Origin of the sequence: Paenibacillus glycanilyticus (assembly GCF_023715145.1) — a bacterium.
Taxonomy (GTDB): domain Bacteria; phylum Bacillota; class Bacilli; order Paenibacillales; family Paenibacillaceae; genus Pristimantibacillus; species Pristimantibacillus glycanilyticus_A.
In genome coordinates this window covers 1-17,842 of sequence record NZ_JAMBNP010000024.1, presented here as the reverse complement: position 1 = coordinate 17,842, position 17,842 = coordinate 1, and the positions used below count along the sequence as shown (strand labels likewise).

At 48.5% G+C, this 17,842-nt stretch carries 11 protein-coding genes and 3 tRNA genes; 12 read left to right on the top strand and 2 right to left on the bottom strand.

Going from position 1 to position 17,842, the window contains the following annotated elements; genetic code table 11:
• Positions 1-155 precede the first annotated feature (155 nt).
• From M3194_RS30630 to M3194_RS30620, 3 genes are all read left to right on the top strand, one after another.
• A tRNA-His gene (locus tag M3194_RS30630) sits at positions 156-231 on the top strand.
• A gap of 27 nt (positions 232-258) precedes the next feature.
• Positions 259-333: transfer RNA gene (locus M3194_RS30625), tRNA-Gln, on the top strand.
• A gap of 5 nt (positions 334-338) precedes the next feature.
• Positions 339-413: transfer RNA gene (locus M3194_RS30620), tRNA-Gly, on the top strand.
• Positions 414-507: 94 nt separating this feature from the next.
• Here the strand turns inward: M3194_RS30620 and M3194_RS31535 are convergent.
• Entirely contained in the window at positions 508-1,389 is an 882-nt protein-coding gene (locus tag M3194_RS31535; RefSeq protein WP_251657930.1) for a CPBP family intramembrane glutamic endopeptidase, read from the bottom strand.
• Positions 1,390-1,588: 199 nt separating this feature from the next.
• On the opposite strand from M3194_RS31535, the gene M3194_RS30610 reads away from it, so the two are divergent.
• From M3194_RS30610 to M3194_RS30580, 7 genes are all read left to right on the top strand, one after another.
• On the top strand, positions 1,589-2,569 hold the full coding sequence (locus M3194_RS30610; RefSeq protein ID WP_251657929.1) for a sugar ABC transporter substrate-binding protein: 981 nt from the start codon (positions 1,589-1,591) through the stop codon (positions 2,567-2,569).
• Positions 2,566-4,011, top strand: a complete 1,446-nt coding sequence (locus M3194_RS30605; protein ID WP_251657928.1) for a sensor histidine kinase — start codon at positions 2,566-2,568, stop codon at positions 4,009-4,011. Before M3194_RS30610 ends, M3194_RS30605 begins: the two co-directional genes overlap by 4 nt.
• Before the next feature lies 1 nt (position 4,012).
• Positions 4,013-5,563: a response regulator gene (locus M3194_RS30600; RefSeq protein ID WP_251657927.1), complete on the top strand. Its 1,551-nt coding sequence runs from the start codon at positions 4,013-4,015 to the stop codon at positions 5,561-5,563.
• Positions 5,564-5,590: 27 nt separating this feature from the next.
• On the top strand, positions 5,591-6,688 hold the full coding sequence (gene xylF / locus M3194_RS30595) for a D-xylose ABC transporter substrate-binding protein (protein WP_251657926.1): 1,098 nt from the start codon (positions 5,591-5,593) through the stop codon (positions 6,686-6,688).
• A gap of 178 nt (positions 6,689-6,866) precedes the next feature.
• Positions 6,867-7,967 (top strand): sugar ABC transporter substrate-binding protein, encoded by a 1,101-nt coding sequence (locus tag M3194_RS30590; RefSeq protein ID WP_251657925.1) that lies wholly within the window; start codon positions 6,867-6,869, stop codon positions 7,965-7,967.
• A gap of 191 nt (positions 7,968-8,158) precedes the next feature.
• Entirely contained in the window at positions 8,159-9,679 is a 1,521-nt protein-coding gene (locus M3194_RS30585) for a sugar ABC transporter ATP-binding protein (protein ID WP_251657924.1), read from the top strand.
• Positions 9,680-9,759: 80 nt separating this feature from the next.
• A complete protein-coding gene (locus M3194_RS30580) occupies positions 9,760-10,971 on the top strand; it encodes a sugar ABC transporter permease (RefSeq protein ID WP_251657923.1) in 1,212 nt (403 codons plus the stop codon).
• A gap of 74 nt (positions 10,972-11,045) precedes the next feature.
• Here M3194_RS30580 and uraA read toward each other — a convergent pair whose 3' ends face one another.
• Positions 11,046-12,353, bottom strand: a complete 1,308-nt coding sequence (uraA, locus tag M3194_RS30575) for a uracil permease (RefSeq protein WP_251657922.1) — start codon at positions 12,351-12,353, stop codon at positions 11,046-11,048.
• A 228-nt stretch (positions 12,354-12,581) separates the two neighbouring features.
• Between uraA and M3194_RS30570 the strand changes: the two genes are divergently transcribed.
• The gene (locus M3194_RS30570; RefSeq protein WP_251657921.1) at positions 12,582-16,787 is read left to right on the top strand and encodes a choice-of-anchor I family protein; all 4,206 of its coding nucleotides are present in this window, start codon (positions 12,582-12,584) and stop codon (positions 16,785-16,787) included.
• Between the two features lie 128 nt (positions 16,788-16,915).
• The gene (locus M3194_RS30565) at positions 16,916-17,509 is read left to right on the top strand and encodes an SLOG family protein (RefSeq protein WP_251657920.1); all 594 of its coding nucleotides are present in this window, start codon (positions 16,916-16,918) and stop codon (positions 17,507-17,509) included.
• Positions 17,510-17,842: the final 333 nt, after the last annotated feature.

The window sequence follows — 17,842 nt, the reverse complement described above, 5'->3', positions numbered from 1 at the left end:
GAGGGCTTATCCTACAACAAACCCCAAAAAGTGAAGCAAATGCTTCGGAGTTGATTCCGAGTACTTTGCGGGGGCCCCGGTGTAAAACCGGAAAGCTTAAGGAAATCATTCATTCGCATCCAGTTTTGAAGGTGTAAATTACACTGATTTATATGGCGGTCGTGGCGAAGGGGTTAACGCACCGGTCTGTGGCTCCGGCATTCGTGGGTTCAAGTCCCATCGATCGCCCCATTTTAATGGAATTAAACAAAAAATCGTTGGGGATTAGCCAAGCGGTAAGGCAACGGACTTTGACTCCGTCATTCCAAGGTTCGAATCCTTGATCCCCAGCCATTTACGCGGAAGTGGCTCAGCGGTAGAGCATCGCCTTGCCAAGGCGAGGGTCGCGGGTTCGATTCCCGTCTTCCGCTCCATATGACAAGTACAAGATTACTTCAGAAGATGAGGTAGTCTTTTTTTGTATGTGTATAACCTGTGAGCAACAATTTAAAAAACGCTGACTTTAAGTCAGCGCTTTAGAATATTTGATTTATTTTTCCCTCTATACAAGTAGTACACGGCAATGATTCCAAGCATAAGCACCAGAGATGCCATATAGCTTCCTTCTGCCCCGAATTCCCCTCCCGACAGGTGAATCGGACCGTTATCGGTTACTTGGAGGACAGCCGGTACGGGATCTGTGCCCGATACTTGAAAGCCGTAGACGTAACCTTGGAAGTAATTCCAGCTCAAGTGAAGGCCGATTGGCCACCACAGACCGCCGGTTAATTCTCTTGTAACAGCGAAGAGGATACCTGCCAGACAAATATTGATGAACGGGAACGGCGTCTCGTACATATTCGGATTCATACTGTGCATAGATGCAAAAATAATTGAGCTTACGATGATTGCCGGCGTGCTTCCATAATGAAATTTGATTAATCCTTGTATGTATCCACGTGTGAATATTTCCTCGGACAAAGCGACGCAGGTGTATAAAAGGATTCCTTCAAACAAGGAAATGATTAAGGATTGATCCCATTCGGATGCCTTCCAGCTTAAACCGCCCGCTGCCCGAATCAGAATAGCTGAGATGGTCATAAGGAGAATTCCTGCAAAAAAGCCCTGAACACCGAAAGAGAAACCTTTCTTCTGCATTAGACCAAGCGGCCAGCCGCGTTTGCGTTCGAACCATGTATACATGACAAGAGCAGAACCGATAAACAATGCGGTCTGTAAATACTGAGTCCAGCGTGCCCCGCCAACCTTACTGATCTCATCCAAGCTGGCACCGGTCGCTATGGCGTATATCGAATAACCAATACCAACAATAATCATGACTCCAATAGGGAGCAGCCCGCTTAATATCAATTTCCCCGCCACGGTCAAAAACTTCTTGATAAGATTCACCTTCCTGTTCACCATTTGTTATTCATTAATTACATATTAATCCAAAAGTGCTACAAAAATATATATCTAGCGTTGTTTTTATGTCCATTCTTTTATGCGAAAAAATTACATTTCTTGAGTAGGTCTATTGTGCTATGATGAGGGCAACTATTTATGGAAGCGTTTTAATAGATTGTTCTTGTGACAAAGGAGCCGACACATGAGGAAACTCGTCATTGTGCTGTTATCTGCCATATGCATGATATTATTGGGATTTACTCTCTCTTCCTTTATTCATGTGTTCCACTATAATCTGTCAGCCCCCTCGAATATGGGTAGCGCGAACAAATCCGGTTATCGCCTTATCCTTATTACGCAGGAGATGGATACGCCGTTTTGGGATAAGGTAGAGAATGGTGCGGCCAAAGCCGCAGCCAAGTATGGCGCCGAGCTTGAGGTATGGGGCAGCTATGGAACAAATCAGGAGGATTTTCTGAAAAATATGGAGATCGCCATTGCCTCAAAGGTAGACGGAATTCTTGTACAAGGACTAAACACGGACGAGTTTAATCAGCTTGCAACCGTTAAGGCTGCCGGGAACGGGATTCCGATTTTCACGATTGCCAACGACGTTCCTATTGAGGACAGCCTGAGGCGGACCTACATCGGATCTGATCACTATAAGGCAGGTCAAATGATTGGAACACAGCTCGCCGAAGATTTAGGACATAAAGGCAAAGTCGTGTTAATGGTATCGGACCGCCAGGAAGACTTTCAGAGCAAACGGCTCGACGGAATTCTGAACATATTGAAGTTCTATCCGGATATTGAGCCTATTACGGTAATAGCAGGGGACACGAGGGAAAAGGTCGTCACGGCAACCAATGAGATTATGAATAAGGAGCCGAAGGTTGCCGCTTTTGTCTCCGTAACCGCGAATAACGCCAGTGCGATGGTGCAGGAGATCGGCAAGCGTGCACAGCTGAGCAGGTTCCATATCTATTCCTTTGACGACAGCCCGGAGATAAAGACCTTGCTAAAAGAAAAGAAGATGAGCGGCATCATTGAGCAATCCCCGGAGATGATGGGAGAGCTTGGCGTGCAGCTTATGGTGCAGTGGCTGCAGGGCGAGACATTTCCGCTTAAATACGAAGGTTATTACACCGATATTCGGCTTCTGAAGGCGGATGAGCTCTCATGAATACTGTCCAGAAAAAGATTTTGTCGCTTACCGCCATTGTCCTGTTTATTATGGTCGCCATCTGGTTTATCCTCACCTATTACAATCAGAAAATGCAGGATCAGTACAATGACATCCTGCAGCGTTACCTGCAAATGAATGAAGTGAGCGCATCCAGCCAGCAGCTGGTTACTTCTCTTAACAATTACATTCAAACGCCAACCCCCTCGAAGCTATCGAATGTAGAAGGAGACCGGCAGAGACTTCTGAATGCCCAGCTGCAAATCGCTGATTTACGAAACAACAGCAATCATTTTACCCTTACGAATTATTTGAACCTCATCGACAGCCTGGTGGATTCAACGAACCGTTCGATTCGGCTTCTGAACGAGAAGAACAATGAAGAAGCGCTTAATGATTTTACGGAAGCAACAAGGCTGTCGAAATACATCTCGGAGATGACCTTAACGCTGCTTGGCACCGAGCTTCAGACTTATGACCAGTTCTACCGCGGCATGATCATGCAGTCTGTCGAGCTCAAGAAGCTTGGGGTGTGGATGCTCGCTTTATTTACCTTCCTCCTCCTGTTATTTACTTATTGGTTCTCCTTAAGCATCACCAGGCCAATCCAACGCCTTACGCAAGCTGCCCGCGAACTGTCGCGGGGAAGGTTTGATACCCATATCGAAATATACGCCAATGACGAGATCTCATTCCTCGCCAAAACCTTTGACCGGATGAGAATTAATATTAACAATCTAATTTCGGAGATGCAGCATAAGGCCCAGCTTGAAAGTGAGCTTCAGAAAAACAAGCTGCTGCTGCAGGAGAGCCAATTAAGGAGCTTGCAGAGTCAGATTAACCCGCACTTCTTATTTAATACACTGGATACGTTATCGAAAAAGGCTTATTTGGAAGGCTCGGTCGAAACAAGCGACCTTCTGACGAGTGTGGCGAGGCTGCTCCGCTATAACCTTAAGCGCCTTGACCGGCCGGTTACGCTCTATGAGGAAGTCCATGTATTGCGCGAGTATATTTTTATCCAGCAAACAAGATTCACGGAACGGCTCCGCTTTGAGGAGGAAGTAGACGAAGCCTGCCTGTATGTCCAGATTCCCGGTCTTACGATTCAACCGATTATCGAGAATGCCGTCATTCATGCGATTGAGCCGCTTGAAGAGGGAGGCATGATCACGTTCCGGGTCCGGGATGAGGGCCCTGACGTCATCATTGAGATTGAAGATGAAGGCAGCGGCATGTCGGAGGAGAAAATATCGCAAATCATGGAGGAGCGATTCTCAAGCCAAGAGGGAGACGGCCATTCTACGGGGATTGGCTTCGGCAATGTCATTAACCGGCTGCGCTTGTATTACGGCCGGGAGGATGTCATGGCCATTCAGAGCGAAGTAGGGAAAGGAACAAAAGTCATCTTGAAGCTGCCGAAGGAAAGGGAGGCCGGATAGAATGGGGTATAAGCTGTTGATTGTGGATGACGAGCAGATTGAACGGGAAGGTTTAAAGGCTATCCTGCGGCATGGATTGCCTGAGCTTGTAATTGAGCAGGCGAAGAACGGGAATATGGCCGTGCAGCTGGCTGAGGAATTTCGTCCCGACCTTATATTGATGGATGTTAAGATGCCGGGAATTAACGGGCTCGAAGCCGTTGAGCTGATCAGTGCAAGCCAGCCTTCGATCAAGTTCATTATGGTAACGGCTTACGATACGTTTGATTATGCGCGCAAAGCGATCAAGCTTGGAGTCAAAGATTATCTTCTCAAGCCAAGCAAAGCATCCGAGATTGTGGCGACCGTACAGCGCGTACTCGATCTTATTGAAGAGGAGAGGAAGACGGCTCAGACCACCGAGCATCAACTCACCGCTTTGCAAAGAGTGCTGCCCATCATTGAAACGGACATTGTTACGCAGTTATTGTTTGATCATGTCCATGAAGTTCATCTGGATGAGCTGGTCGGTTTGCTGGGTGTCCGCACGGCCAATGAGAAATACGCCATGACCGTCTTGCTGCCGCCAGGGGCAGAGAGCTGTTATTCCGCAATTAAAGACAAGGTCAGGAAATTGGGAAGCGGCTGGGTTGGCGCGATGTACGGACGGCAAATTCCGATTATTGTTTTTCCCGAGGCAGACAGGTCTTACCGTTCCCAGGCCGTGACGATGGCACGCGAATTGCTGGCGGTTGCGAAGGCTGACGGCCAGGACGGCTGGTTTGTCGGCATTGGAAGCGTGTATGAATCATTGGATCAGATCCGACAGTCTTACCAGGAAGCTTTAATGGCTTCGATAGATCCGTCGGTTCCGGTGAAATATCGTTTCTATGAAGATACTCCTGCATTAGGCGTTGCGCGGGACGGCTATCCGGCGAAGCAGCTGGAGCAGCAGCTGTTTGACCGGATTCGGCTTGGCCAATGGGAACAGGTTCACGCCGATCTGATGGATTTCATCCGCCGCTATGAGCATGAAGGAACCATTCTCCTGCATACGCAGCAGCGCGTACTCGAGCTGCTCTGGATTGCTTCTCGCATATTGCTTGAGATGGGCATCGAGATTGATACGCCGGTATTCTCTCTCCAGGCACGGGATTATAGGCAGCTGAGGGTGGAGTCCGAGATTCTGCTGGAGCGGATGAAGCTGTCGTATGCCGAGCATCATGAACGAATTGAGCCGGATACCATTCAGCAGATTAAACAGTATATTGCGGATCATTCCCATGAGGACATATCGCTGGAAGCAATCGGAAGAATGGTGGGGTTAAGCCCTTTTTATATCAGCAAAATGTTTAAAGACCAGCTTGGCATCAACTATATCGATTTTCTGACCGAATGCCGGATCAAGAAGGCAATCAAGCTGATGGGAGATCCCGAGCGAAGCCTGAAAGAGATCACTTATATGATTGGATATCACGACCCGAATTACTTCAGCAAGGTATTCAAGAAAATGTGCGAGGTCTCGCCGACGGAATATCGCAAGACACTCCTTGGCAAATCGGCTTCAAGCTAAAAAATGGGGATGAAGGAAGAGAAGCAAATGAAACTGGGCTTCGCAAGGAGAAGGTCAATCCTGTTCATTACTATCCTGGTTGTCTGCTGTATCCTGGCGGGATGCGACAACAGCGGGACAACGGGCGAGAACAACAGACAGCCTCAAGCAACAACTGCAGCTGCTCCGGATCTGACGGACCGAAAGATTAAAATCGGCTTTTCCATGGATACGCTTCTAGAGGAACGCTGGCTGAAGGACCGGGATTTATTCCGTGAGGCCTGCGAGGCGCTTGGCGCGGAAGTGGAGATTATTGCGGCCAATGGGGATGATGCGAAGCAGATCTCGCAAGCGGAAGCCTTAATCAGCCAAGGGATCGATATTCTAGTTGTTGTTCCCCATAATGCGGACGCCACAGCCGCAATTGTGAAGAAGGCTCATTCCGCCGGAATTAAAGTGCTGGCATACGACCGGCTCATCAAAAACGCCGATGTGGATCTATACGTGTCATTTGATAACGAAGCCGTTGGCGAGCTGCAGGCCAAAGCGATTACCCAACTTGTTCCGAAGGGTAAATTTGTATATATCGGAGGCGCGGATACCGACAATAATGCGCATTTGTTCAAGCAAGGCGTATTTAACGTCCTGCAGCCGTTTATCGACCGGGGCGATATTACCGTTGTGTACGATCAGTGGACAAAGGATTGGACACCGGTTAATGCTCTGGCCAATATGAAGGATGCGCTTGAAGCGAATGACAACCAGATCGATGCTGTCATTGCGGCTAATGATGCAACGGCCGGAGGCGTCGTTCAGGCGCTTGCGGGGCAAGGGCTTGCTGGCAAACTTCCGGTAGCCGGTCAGGATGCCGAGCTTGCAGCCGCCCAGCGTATCGTGGAAGGAACGCAGACGATGACGGTGTATAAGCCGATCAAGCTGCTGGCAGACAAAGCTGCCGAGCTTGCCGTCAAGCTGGCCAGAGGCGAGGATACGGGTGCGGACAGAACTGTTAATAATGGCAAGATTGAAGTTCCGTCCGTCCTGCTGCCACCGGTAGCGGTGGATAAATCCAACATCGATGAGACGATTATCGCCGACGGATTCCATTCCCGCGAGGATGTCTACAAGAACGTCGCCAAGCAATAGGTAGTTATGAAGACTAGCCAGTCTTCGGTCTTCGACTGGCTAGTCTTTTTTTTTTGCCCAGCTTAAAAAAGTCTAGGCGGTAATAAAAGAGTGCTATATAATAGCGCTTTCATTGGGAGTTGCCCGTGCTATAGTTGGTCGTGTAAGGAACAAAGACATTATTGGAGGGGTAACGAAGATGAAAAAAGGCTTCAAATCGTTTGCGCTTTTAATGGTTGTTCTGCTGCTCACGGCGTTAGTTGCAGCCTGCGGTAAAGGCGACAGCAAAGTCAGCGTTGGTATCGTTCTTCCGACAAAAGACGAAACAAGATGGATTCAAGATGAGGAGCGCTTCAAGGATGCGCTAAAAGGCTCCAAATACACAACGGAAATTTTGTTCAGCCAAGGCTCCTCCGCAAAAGAGAAAGAAAACGTAGAAACATTGATTAATAGAGGCATCAAGGTTCTCATTATCTGTCCGCAGGACGGCGACGCGGCTGCCGCAGCTGTAGAAAAGGCTAAAGCAGAAGGCATTAAAGTTATCTCATACGACCGACTGATCACGAAAACAGACGCAGTTGACTACTACGTAACATTTGACAGCGTGTCTGTAGGTGCAGCGCAAGCGCAATACCTCGTTGATAACGCAAAAGGAAACGGCCAGCCATTATACCTATACGCAGGTTCCGCTTCAGACAACAACGCTTTCTTGTTCTTCCAGGGCGCTTGGAGCGTTCTGCAGCCAAAGATCGTTGACGGCACTTTCAAAATTGCCAACTCCAGCGAAGCGGAGGCTCTGAAAGATACAAAAGAACTGTCTCGTGACCAAATGAGCAAGATTATCGGCCAAGTTACAACAAACTGGGATCCAAATGAAGCGAAAAACAAAGCACAAACTCACTTGACTGCAGCAAGCGCCGACATGAAAGGAGACGTAGCCATCCTTGCTCCAAACGATGCTACGGCCCGATCGATCGCCGACGTATTTGCTACTGACAGCGCGGTATCAAGCTATGTCGTAACAGGTCAAGATGCTGAAAAAGCTTCAATCCAGTACATCATCGACGGCAAACAATCGATGACGGTCTTCAAAGATGTTCGTACGCTTGTTAAGGACGCGATGGGCATGGCGGTTGATATTCTTGAAAACAAGGATCCGCAAACAACCGGTTCGTATGACAACGGCAAAATCGAAGTAAAAGCCAAGCAAACAAACGTTATCGTCGTGAACAAAGACAACGTGAAGGAAAAACTGATTGATTCGGCTTATTACGCGGCCGGCGATTTCACAGGTCTGTAATCGTAAACGAATAAAGCATAAAGATTATGCTTACGAGGTATGAATTGCTTTGCAATTCATTTTGGGAATAGCGATAGATTCGTCTGTTGCTATTCCTTTCTTGCAAAGCTCTATTTGTTTGCTTAAGGAGATCCTTACGAAGTAAGAATTATCGCAAAGAACGCGAAAATTCTTTTAGGAGTGCATTAACGATGAGGAATTACATTTTAGAGATGAACAGTATCTCGAAGGAATTTACGGGAGTCAAAGCGCTCACGGACGTGAACTTCAAGGTGGAGAAGGGCGAAATTCATTGCCTGATCGGCGAGAACGGAGCAGGCAAATCAACGCTGATGAAGGTGCTTAGCGGCGTTTATCCCTACGGCACGTACAAAGGCGATATTGTGCTGGAAGACGATATTCAGGTCTTTCACAAAATCAGCGACAGCGTTAAAGCCGGTATCGCCATTATCTATCAGGAGCTGGCGTTGTTCCCGGATCTTACGGTTTACGAGAATATTTTTGCGGGCAACGAGATTAAACGGGGCTCGGTCGTGGATTGGAACAAGACGATCGCCGAGGCCAAGAAGATGCTGGAGCGCGTAGGTCTAAACGTAAATCCCGAAGTACTGATCAAGGACTTGGGCGTCGGCAAGCAGCAGCTTGTTGAGATAGCCAAAGCATTAAGCAAGAACGTAAAGCTGCTTATCCTGGACGAACCGACGGCAGCCTTAAACGAGAACGACAGCGAGAATCTTCTCGATCTGCTAAGGGAGCTGAAGAAGCAGGGCATCACCTGCATTATGATTTCCCATAAGCTCAAAGAGGTGATCTCTATTGCGGACAAAGCGACGGTACTCCGCGACGGGCGCACGATTTGTACATTGGATAGTTCCAAGGGAGAAATAACGGAAAATACCATTATCCGCAACATGGTCGGCCGCGAAATCGAAGATATTTATCCGAAGAGAGCAAACAAATCGTTTGGCAGCAAAATTCTTGAGGTTAAGAACTGGACCGCTTATGATCCTCAACTTGGCAGAGACGTGGTCAAAGATGTGAATCTGCATGTTAAAAAAGGAGAAATCGTCGGAATAGCCGGCTTGATGGGCTCGGGCCGGACGGAGCTTGCTCGCAGCATCTTCGGCAATCCGAAGTCTTATAAACTGCAAGGCGAATTGCTGGTGAATGACTCTCCTGCGGCGCTCAAGCATCCTAATGATGCGATCCGCGCGGGTATTGCTTATGTCACCGAAGACAGGAAGGGAGACGGCCTGTTCTTAATTCAGGATATCAAGAACAACATTTCTGCAGCCAATCTTAAAGGCATATCTCAGAATGGGGTCATTAATGACAACAAGGAAATCCGGATTGCCAGCGATTATAAAAACTCGCTGAATGTAAAGGCGCCATCCATCGAACAGATCGTGGGCAATCTCAGCGGCGGCAATCAGCAGAAGGTATCGCTTGGCAAATGGCTGTTTGTTGGTCCTCAGCTGCTAATCCTAGATGAGCCAACACGCGGTATCGACGTAGGTGCCAAGTTCGAGATCTATACGATCATGAACAAGCTGATTGCGGAAGGGATGAGCATTATTATGATCTCTTCCGAGCTTGGGGAGATTCTTGGCATGAGCGACCGCATCTACGTGATGGCCGAAGGCGCAATTAAAGGCGAGCTTCCGATCGAAGAGGCGAACCAAGAGAATATCATGCAGTTTGCTACGCAATAGATTTGTGCTTACGAAGCATGAATCGCCGCAAAACGGCTTCAGAAGCCTTTTGTGTGGCAATCATTTTAGGAGGATCACCCATGAACATTCTGCCCGAAGGAAAAAATGTACGCCCCAATAACATTCTGACTGAAGGAAAATCATTGCTTAAAGTAAATATTCGCGAATATGGAATGTACATCGCCCTGTTTGTCATCATGCTGACATTCTCGATTCTTACGGACGGCCTGTTTATGTCCTCCCGTAACATTAGCAACCTGCTCGACGCTACGGGATATATCGCCGTTTTGGCGGTAGGCATGACATTGGTTATCGTCATTCGGCATATCGATTTGTCGGTTGGCTTCGCCGCCGGATTCCTGGGAGCCATTGCGGCGATATTACTCTCGCAGGCCGGTGTTCCCGTATACCTCACGATTCCGATCATCTTGATTCTCGGTATTGTTGTAGGTTTGTTTAACGGTGTTCTTGTTGCCTCACTCGGTATCCCGTCCTTCGTTGCTTCTCTTGCCGGCATGCTGATCTTCAGGGGCGCCTTGCTTAACGTAACGGAGAAGACCGGTACGATCATCGTTAAGGACGAGCATTTCAATGCGCTGGGTAACGGCTATATTCCGTCATGGTTCAAGCTGGATGATCTGAATTTCCTGTCCCTGCTGCTTGGTTTGCTTGTCATTCTGCTCTTTATTTACTTCGAAGCCTCGAAACGCCGCAACAAGATCAAGTATCAATTCGAAGTTATCTCGAGTGGCATGTTCACCGTTAAGCTTATCTTCGTATCCGCTATTATTGCTTACATTACTTATATTATCGCAGGCTACAACGGCTTCTCCTGGACGGTTATTATCATGCTTCTGGTCGTTGTCGTCTACCACTTCCTGACGACAAGCACCGTACTCGGCCGTCATATCTATGCGGTGGGCAGCAATCCGGAAGCGGCGCATCTTAGCGGGATTAATGTGAAAAAGATTACCTACATCGTGTTTGGTTCGATGGGCTTGCTCTCCGCGTTATCCGGCATTCTGTTCACTGCGCGTCTGCAGTCGGCGACAACAACGGCAGGCACGCTGTTCGAGCTTGATGCTATCGCGGCTGCTTATGTCGGCGGTGTTTCCGCAGCCGGTGGCGTAGGTAAAGTAACCGGTTCGATTATCGGCGCAATCGTAATGGCTTCCCTCTCAAGCGGCATGAACCTGATGGGTGTAGGGATTTCCTATCAATACATGATTCGCGGCGGCGTACTTGCAATTGCGGTTATCTTCGATGTAATGACGCGGAGAAAAAGAAGCTAGTGGTGAGGTTCTATTACAAAACAAAAGCCCAGCGGCTCATTGGCCGGCTGGGCTTTTGTTTTCATAACTGCATTTTAATGACCGGAAGCTTCCGAATCATTGGAGAGGCGAGTGATCTCGAACAGCTTGAACAGCAAGCTTAAGAGAATAGCTGTTACGGTTGCTAGTGCCATACCTGAAAGGGAGAAGTCACCGATGGTGATTTTGGCACCGCTGAGGCCCGTTACGAGAACAACAGTCGTCAGGTACAGGTTGGTTGGCTTGCTGTAGTCGATTTTCGACTCGACCAGCATCCGAAGACCGGAAGCAGCGATTACGCCAAACAACAGGAGGGATACACCGCCCATTACCGGTGCGGGAATACCCGCAATAAGAGCTGAAAACTTACCGAAGAACGACAGTATGATTGCAAATACAGCCGCGCCGCCGATAACGAAGGTGGAGTACACGCGCGTAATGGCAAGTACGCCGATATTCTCGCCATAAGTCGTATTTGGCGTTGATCCCAGGAATCCGGACAGGAGTGTCGAGATCCCGTTGCCAAGAAGGGAACGATGCAGTCCTGGATCCTTGGACAGATCTTTTTTGACGATATTGCCGGTTACGATCAGATGGCCGATATGCTCAGCAAGAACAACCAGGGAAGCGGGAACAATCGTCAGAATTGCTGCCCACTCAAAGCTTGGTGTTGTAAACGTAGGTGCCGCAATCCAGTTGCTCGCCGACACGTTATCGAAGTTCGTAAAGCCCATGAAATAGGCGAGTACGTATCCGCTCACAATCCCGATTAGAATCGGAATGATTCGCATGAATCCGCGGAACAGAACGGAGCCGAGTACAGTTATTAGAAGAGTGACGATCGAGACGGTAATAGCTGCCCCGTCGGGGGCCCATGCTTGGTCAGCTGGCGCGCTTGGCGCTTTGATCCATCCAGCCATCCCGGCTGCAACCGGAATAAGCTCAAGTCCAATAACCGCTACAATGGCACCCATTGCAGCTGGCGGGAAGATGACGTTAATCCAGCCTGTGCCGGCTGCTTGAATAATGAGAGCAACAACCGTGAAGACAACTCCTGCTGCAATAAATCCGCCAAGTGCTGCGGCATAACCGCCGGAATGGGAAGCATGGTTGCCGATTACGGCACCGGCCGGCGCGATAAACGCAAAGCTGGATCCGAGATAAGCGGGAATCTTGCCTTTTACAATAAATAGATAAAGCAGAGTGCCGATACCGTTCATCAAAAGACAGATGGCCGGGTCTACGCCAAGCAGGTTTGGAACGAGTACGGTTGAACCAAACATCGCGAACAAATGCTGAATGCTCAGCATGAGGCTTTGGCCCATTGGCGGTCTTTCGTGAACGCCGATTTCTTGTGGTTTCATCTTGCTGTAACCCTCCGTAGCATGAAGTCAAATTTTGCGCAACTTGCTCGATTTTACATACATATAGTGTTTCTTGGCAAGACCTTTCTTAATCCACGCGTTATTCTCCAATTATTCAGCGTTTAAATGACAATAGTTTACAATATCTTAAATCATACATTAACCTTGAGAAAACATTCTCCCTTTACAATTTTAGTAGAATCTATGAAGTGGGAGTGAAACTAATAAATGATCAATAAGAGCAAACGTTTTTTATCCCTATTCCTAGCAGCCGAGATTGCCGCTACAGCCCTTGTGGGGACAGGAGTGGCAATGGCGGACGGGGCCGCTGCGCCAATTGCGGGAACTCCTTACAATGCATTAAACGAGTATAGCGTTAATGTTCCCCATGTTATTATCAATCAGGTGTTTGGCGGGGGCGTTGCAGCCTCAACAGGCGTATATCTTTCTAACGGGTTTATTGAACTCTATAATCAGTCGGATAATGATATCAATCTTAATGGATGGTCTCTGCAATATAACGACCGCGGTACAAGCGCGACAACAGGTGCGATTACTTCGGAATGGAAAAAGCTAGACTTGACCGGAACGATTAAAGCTCATTCCTCCTTCCTCATTACTGGTGCTGCAGCGAATGTGACCGCTAATGCAGGGGACGCAAAGATTAGCCTTGCCGGACAAGCGGATCAGACTTGGGATACTCAATTCATTAATAATAAAGGCATGAAAGTCGTATTGATGAGCAATCAGTCGCTGCTTGCGGCATCAAACGCAAATCCATTCAATACGAAGCCAGAAGGCTATGTAGATATGGTCGGCACGGGAAGTAATGATAACGGAAGCGACATCGACGGATATGAAGCCGCTTATCCATCGGGTTCTGCTGAAGGAACCTCCAAGAAGAAAGCCATCCGCCGCAAGACCACCGTTGACGGGGATAACAATAAAACGGATTTCCAACAAATCGATTACGAAGCGTTAAATGTAGCTGGCAAAGAAGCGGAACTGGCAGCGGCGCTCCCGCATAACAGCGAAGATGGCCCGTGGGGAGTAACTACACCGGAGCAACCGGAAACACCTGAAATAGAGCCGGTCATTATTACAACAACGGCTGTTGCCGGTGCGACCATCGGTACTGCTTATACAGCTGCTGTTGCTGCAAGCGGCGGTACGGCACCATATAGCTACAGCGTTGCGAATTTGCCAGCCGGACTTACGCTGGACAGCGCAACAGGCGTGATTTCCGGTACGCCAACCGCAGCTGCCAAGTCTTCTCTGGTAACGGTAACCGTAACGGACAGCGCAAATCCTGCCTTAACGGCTACGAAATCGTATTGGCTGACAATTGGCCAAGCCTTGCGCGATATGGACGATACACTCTCGATCGAGAAGATCGGAAGCTTCTCCCTTGGCATTACGAACAAAGACGGCGGCGTTGCCGAGATCGTAAAATTCAATAAAGACAACAACAAGTTCTATCTGGTTAACGGTTCAGGCAATCCTCCGAGCCTTGAGATCGTAAGTTTGGGTCAGGCATCAGGTACATTGACCAAGGAGAAGACGGTTCTGGTAAAGGACTTGTCTGAAACGAATGGCTTTGTTTATGGTGACTTGACCAGCGTAGACATCAATACGACAACAAAACGGATTTCTGTATCCGTACAAGAGAAGGATCCACTTAAGCCAGGCAAGATTCTTGTTCTCGATTACAACGGGAATTATGTAACGGAGTATGGAACGGGCGTGCAGCCGGACATGATTAAATCCACGGAAGACGGCCGTTATGTCCTGACAGCGGATGAGGCGGAGCCGCGTCTGGTTACGCAAGATGCGAAAGGCAGCATTACGGTTGTTGATACCGTGACGGGGACTTCATCACAAGCCTACTTTGATGACCCGTCCGTCATTGAAGACGGCGTTCATATCCGTGGTGACCTGGATACCGTAACGAATACCGTCAAATCAAGCGGTTCGAAGGAAGATGCGCTTTATGATCTGGAGCCGGAATACATTACGCTTTCCACCGATGGCAAGACCGCCTATGTAACCCTTCAAGAGAACAACGCCGTTGCCGTAGTTGATATTGCGACTCATAAAGTGACAGCGGTTAAAGCTCTTGGCCTCAAAAACTACAACGATCCTGCCAATGCTTTGGATGTTCAATCCAATGGGGCGATCCAGTTGGAGACGGTACCGTTTAACGGCATGTATATGCCGGACGGAGCGGCCTCCTATACGGTAAACGGCAAGACCTATTTGCTTACGGCAAACGAAGGCGATGCTTCAGAGTTCCGCGTAAACGCAAGTACGGTTGGTGCGCTTAAAGGCAGCCTTGATCCGGAATCGGAAGCCTATAAGTTCCTCAAAGACACAACGGCTTACGATGCTATTGAAGTAGCGGGCGATATGGGTAATGACGGCATTTATATGTATGGCGGCCGTTCCTTCTCGATCTGGAGTGCAGACACAATGGATCAGGTGTACGACAGCGGCAATGATTTTGAGACCATTACCGCAGAACGTGTTCCGGATTATTTCAATGTGAGCAACAGCAAAATTACGATGGATGACCGCAGCGTGAAGAAGGGCCCGGAACCGGAAGACATTAAGGTAGGCAAAGTAGGCAGCAAAGAGCTTGCTTTTATTGGCCTGGAGCGTACTGGCGGCTTTATGACGTATGACGTCACTAATCCGGAGCAGCCTAAATTTGCGAATTATACGAATACTCGCGTCTACAAAGGCAGCGACAATAAAGTGAATCTCGACACGGATACCGGTCCGGAAGGCATCGAATTTATCCCTGCATCGGTCAGCCCAACAGGGCAGCCTTTGCTGCTAGTAGCGTATGAGGTAGGCGGCAAAGTAGGTGTGTATCAACTGAATGTGACGAAGGTATCCTTAGCCGAAAAGTCGCTCTCCCTTAAGGCGGGTGGTGCGACAGGTCAATTGACAGCTACGGTCGTGCCTGCAAACGGTGGTTCAAGCAGCATCGTTTGGTCTTCATCGAATTCGAGCGTAGCGTCCGTTGATCAGAACGGTAAAGTTACTCCTCTTAAAGCGGGTACTGCTGTTATAACGGCAACAAGCGCAGACGGCTATGCTGTCGCGGAAAGCACAGTAACTGTAGCCCCGGTAGTTGAAACGCCGGATCAACCAAGCAACGGCGGTTCCAACGGAGGCGGCTCGGTCATTATTGGTGACGGCTCATCCGAAGCGCATGTCGTGACGAAGGTCGACGTGACTATGGATGGTTCGGGCAAAGCGCATGCGAATGTGACGAATAGCCAGTTCACGTCTGCTTTGAAAAAGCTGCGGAACGAGTCAGCAGCCGGTCAATCTGGCAGCCTGACGGTATCGGTTGTACCAGACAGCAAAGCGAAGGAAGCAGCTGTCGTATTTGAGAAAGGTATTTTTGCCGAGGCGAAAGATGCCGCATTATCCGAACTGATTATTGAAGCGGGTGTAGGCACGGTTGCTTTTGATGCGAAAGCCATCGCGTCTCTTGCAACGGCCTCGAAAAATAATGATGTTACCATTACCGTCCGCCAATCCGATGCTGCAACCGCGGGTGCAGGCTTATCCGGAGCGAAACGCTCTGAATTCCTTCAAGCGGTAGGAAGCCATCCGGTGTTTGACTTTACGGTAAAAGCAAACGGCAGCGCCATCACCACCTTTGGCGGAGGCACTGTTCATGTTCAGGTGCCGTATACACCTGGAGCAAGCGAAGACCGTAATGCGATCATCGTCTATTACATCTCCGACAGCGGCGAGCTAGTAACCGTACCGTCCGGCGTGTATAACTCTGCAACGGGGATGATAAGCTTTGACGTTACTCATTTCTCCCGCTATGCGGTAGCTTATAATAAGAAGTCCTTCAAGGATACAACGTCCAGCTTCGCAAAGGATGCAATCACGTATCTGTCGGCACGCAGCATTATTTCTGGCACAAGCTCGAATCAATTCTCGCCAAAAACTCGTATTACGAGAGCCGACTTTACAGTAATTCTGTGCCGAATTGCCGGCAGTCAATTAAGCCATTATAAAGAAGGCAAGTTCTCGGATGTTCGCACCACGGATTACTATGCAGATGCGGTACAATGGGCAGCGGATAAAGGAATTACAAGCGGAGTTGGCGGAGGTAAGTTTAATCCGAAGGCTTCCATTACCCGTGCAGAGATGGCAGCAATGCTGGTTCGTTTTGCAGGCGTAATGAACTTTAGTCTTCCAGCCAATGAGAAGGCAGTTACATTTGCCGACAGCAGCGCTATTCAAGCGAGTGTGAAAGAAGCTGTGAAGGCCATTCAGCAAGCCGGTATCATCCATGGTAAAACAATTAAAGGCCGTTCCGGCGTTTACTTTGCGCCTAAAGACTTTGCTACTCGTGAAGAAACAGCCAAGATGCTCGCCGTGTTCATGCAATTGATGAACAAATAATGATGCATGTGGCAGAGCCGTCTCCCGATGGAGGCGGCTTTTTGTCTGCGCGGAAACAGAACGTGCATTCTCTGACGCTCCGCCTCCGATGCTGTTATATTGAATGGATGAAGAATTGAGGTGGATTTATGAAGACGTTGTTTGCAACGGGATACCGGGCACATGAGCTCCAGATCTTTAACCAGAAGCATAAACATATCCCATTTATAAAGAAGGCGATAGAAGCCAAGCTGCTTCCGCTTATCGAAGAAGGGCTGGAATGGGTGATCACGCCAGGGCAATACGGATTTGATCTGTGGGTATGCGAAGTAGCACTTGAGCTTAGAGCGGAATACCCGCAGTTGAAGCTATCGATAATTACCGCTTTTATGAATCCGGAAGAACAATGGAATGAAGAGAAGAAGGAGTACTACCAGCAAATCACTTCGAAGGTCGACTATTATGGAGCGGTAAGCCATCAGCCTTACGCCGGACCATGGCAGTTTCAGGCTAGAGACGAATTGCTTTTCCGCAAATCCGACGGGCTGCTTCTCTTCTATGATGAAGAGGCAGCGGAAGGTAGTCCGAGATACGTTAAGGAAAAAGCGCTCAAGAGGCATCAGGAGGACGGGTATGAGCTGATCCTTATTACTGCGGAAGATATTCAGAATGCAGCAGAAGAAGACAGCTATGATGCGTATATGGATCCTCAGGAGTCTATGTATGATGAGCCTGTTGAGTAGGTTTGAAAATCATTTATACTTTTTTATAAAAAAGACTTGCATACTCGTACAAGCCTATGGTATATTCTAATTCCAGCCGAGAGAGACACGCGGTTGGGACTGAAAGGCATAAAGGAATCGTTTGAAAGAACGAAAGAACGATTTAAAAAAATGCTTGACAGTAAAAAGCACAACGTGATAAGATATGAAACGTTGTTGCGAAAAACAAATTGTTCTTTGAAAACTGAACAACGAGCAAAACTGCCCCGTTAGAAATAACGGAAAAGCGATAAAACAAGTTTGAGCAAGTCAAACAACCAAGGGGTTTTCGTCGATCGGTTTCGGTCGAACGAT

Bases quoted from the DNA above. Each gene is read 5' to 3' on its own strand.
- uraA (WP_251657922.1), bottom strand. From the start codon at position 12,353: ATGAAACCACAAGAAATCGGCGTTCACGAAAGACCGCCAATGGGCCAA.
- M3194_RS30590 (WP_251657925.1), top strand. From the start codon at position 6,867: ATGAAAAAAGGCTTCAAATCGTTTGCGCTTTTAATGGTTGTTCTGCTG.
- M3194_RS30565 (WP_251657920.1), top strand. From the start codon at position 16,916: ATGAAGACGTTGTTTGCAACGGGATACCGGGCACATGAGCTCCAGATC.
- M3194_RS30585 (WP_251657924.1), top strand. From the start codon at position 8,159: ATGAGGAATTACATTTTAGAGATGAACAGTATCTCGAAGGAATTTACG.
- M3194_RS30580 (WP_251657923.1), top strand. From the start codon at position 9,760: ATGAACATTCTGCCCGAAGGAAAAAATGTACGCCCCAATAACATTCTG.
- M3194_RS30600 (WP_251657927.1), top strand. From the start codon at position 4,013: ATGGGGTATAAGCTGTTGATTGTGGATGACGAGCAGATTGAACGGGAA.
- M3194_RS30610 (WP_251657929.1), top strand. From the start codon at position 1,589: ATGAGGAAACTCGTCATTGTGCTGTTATCTGCCATATGCATGATATTA.
- xylF (WP_251657926.1), top strand. From the start codon at position 5,591: ATGAAACTGGGCTTCGCAAGGAGAAGGTCAATCCTGTTCATTACTATC.
- M3194_RS30605 (WP_251657928.1), top strand. From the start codon at position 2,566: ATGAATACTGTCCAGAAAAAGATTTTGTCGCTTACCGCCATTGTCCTG.
- M3194_RS30570 (WP_251657921.1), top strand. From the start codon at position 12,582: ATGATCAATAAGAGCAAACGTTTTTTATCCCTATTCCTAGCAGCCGAG.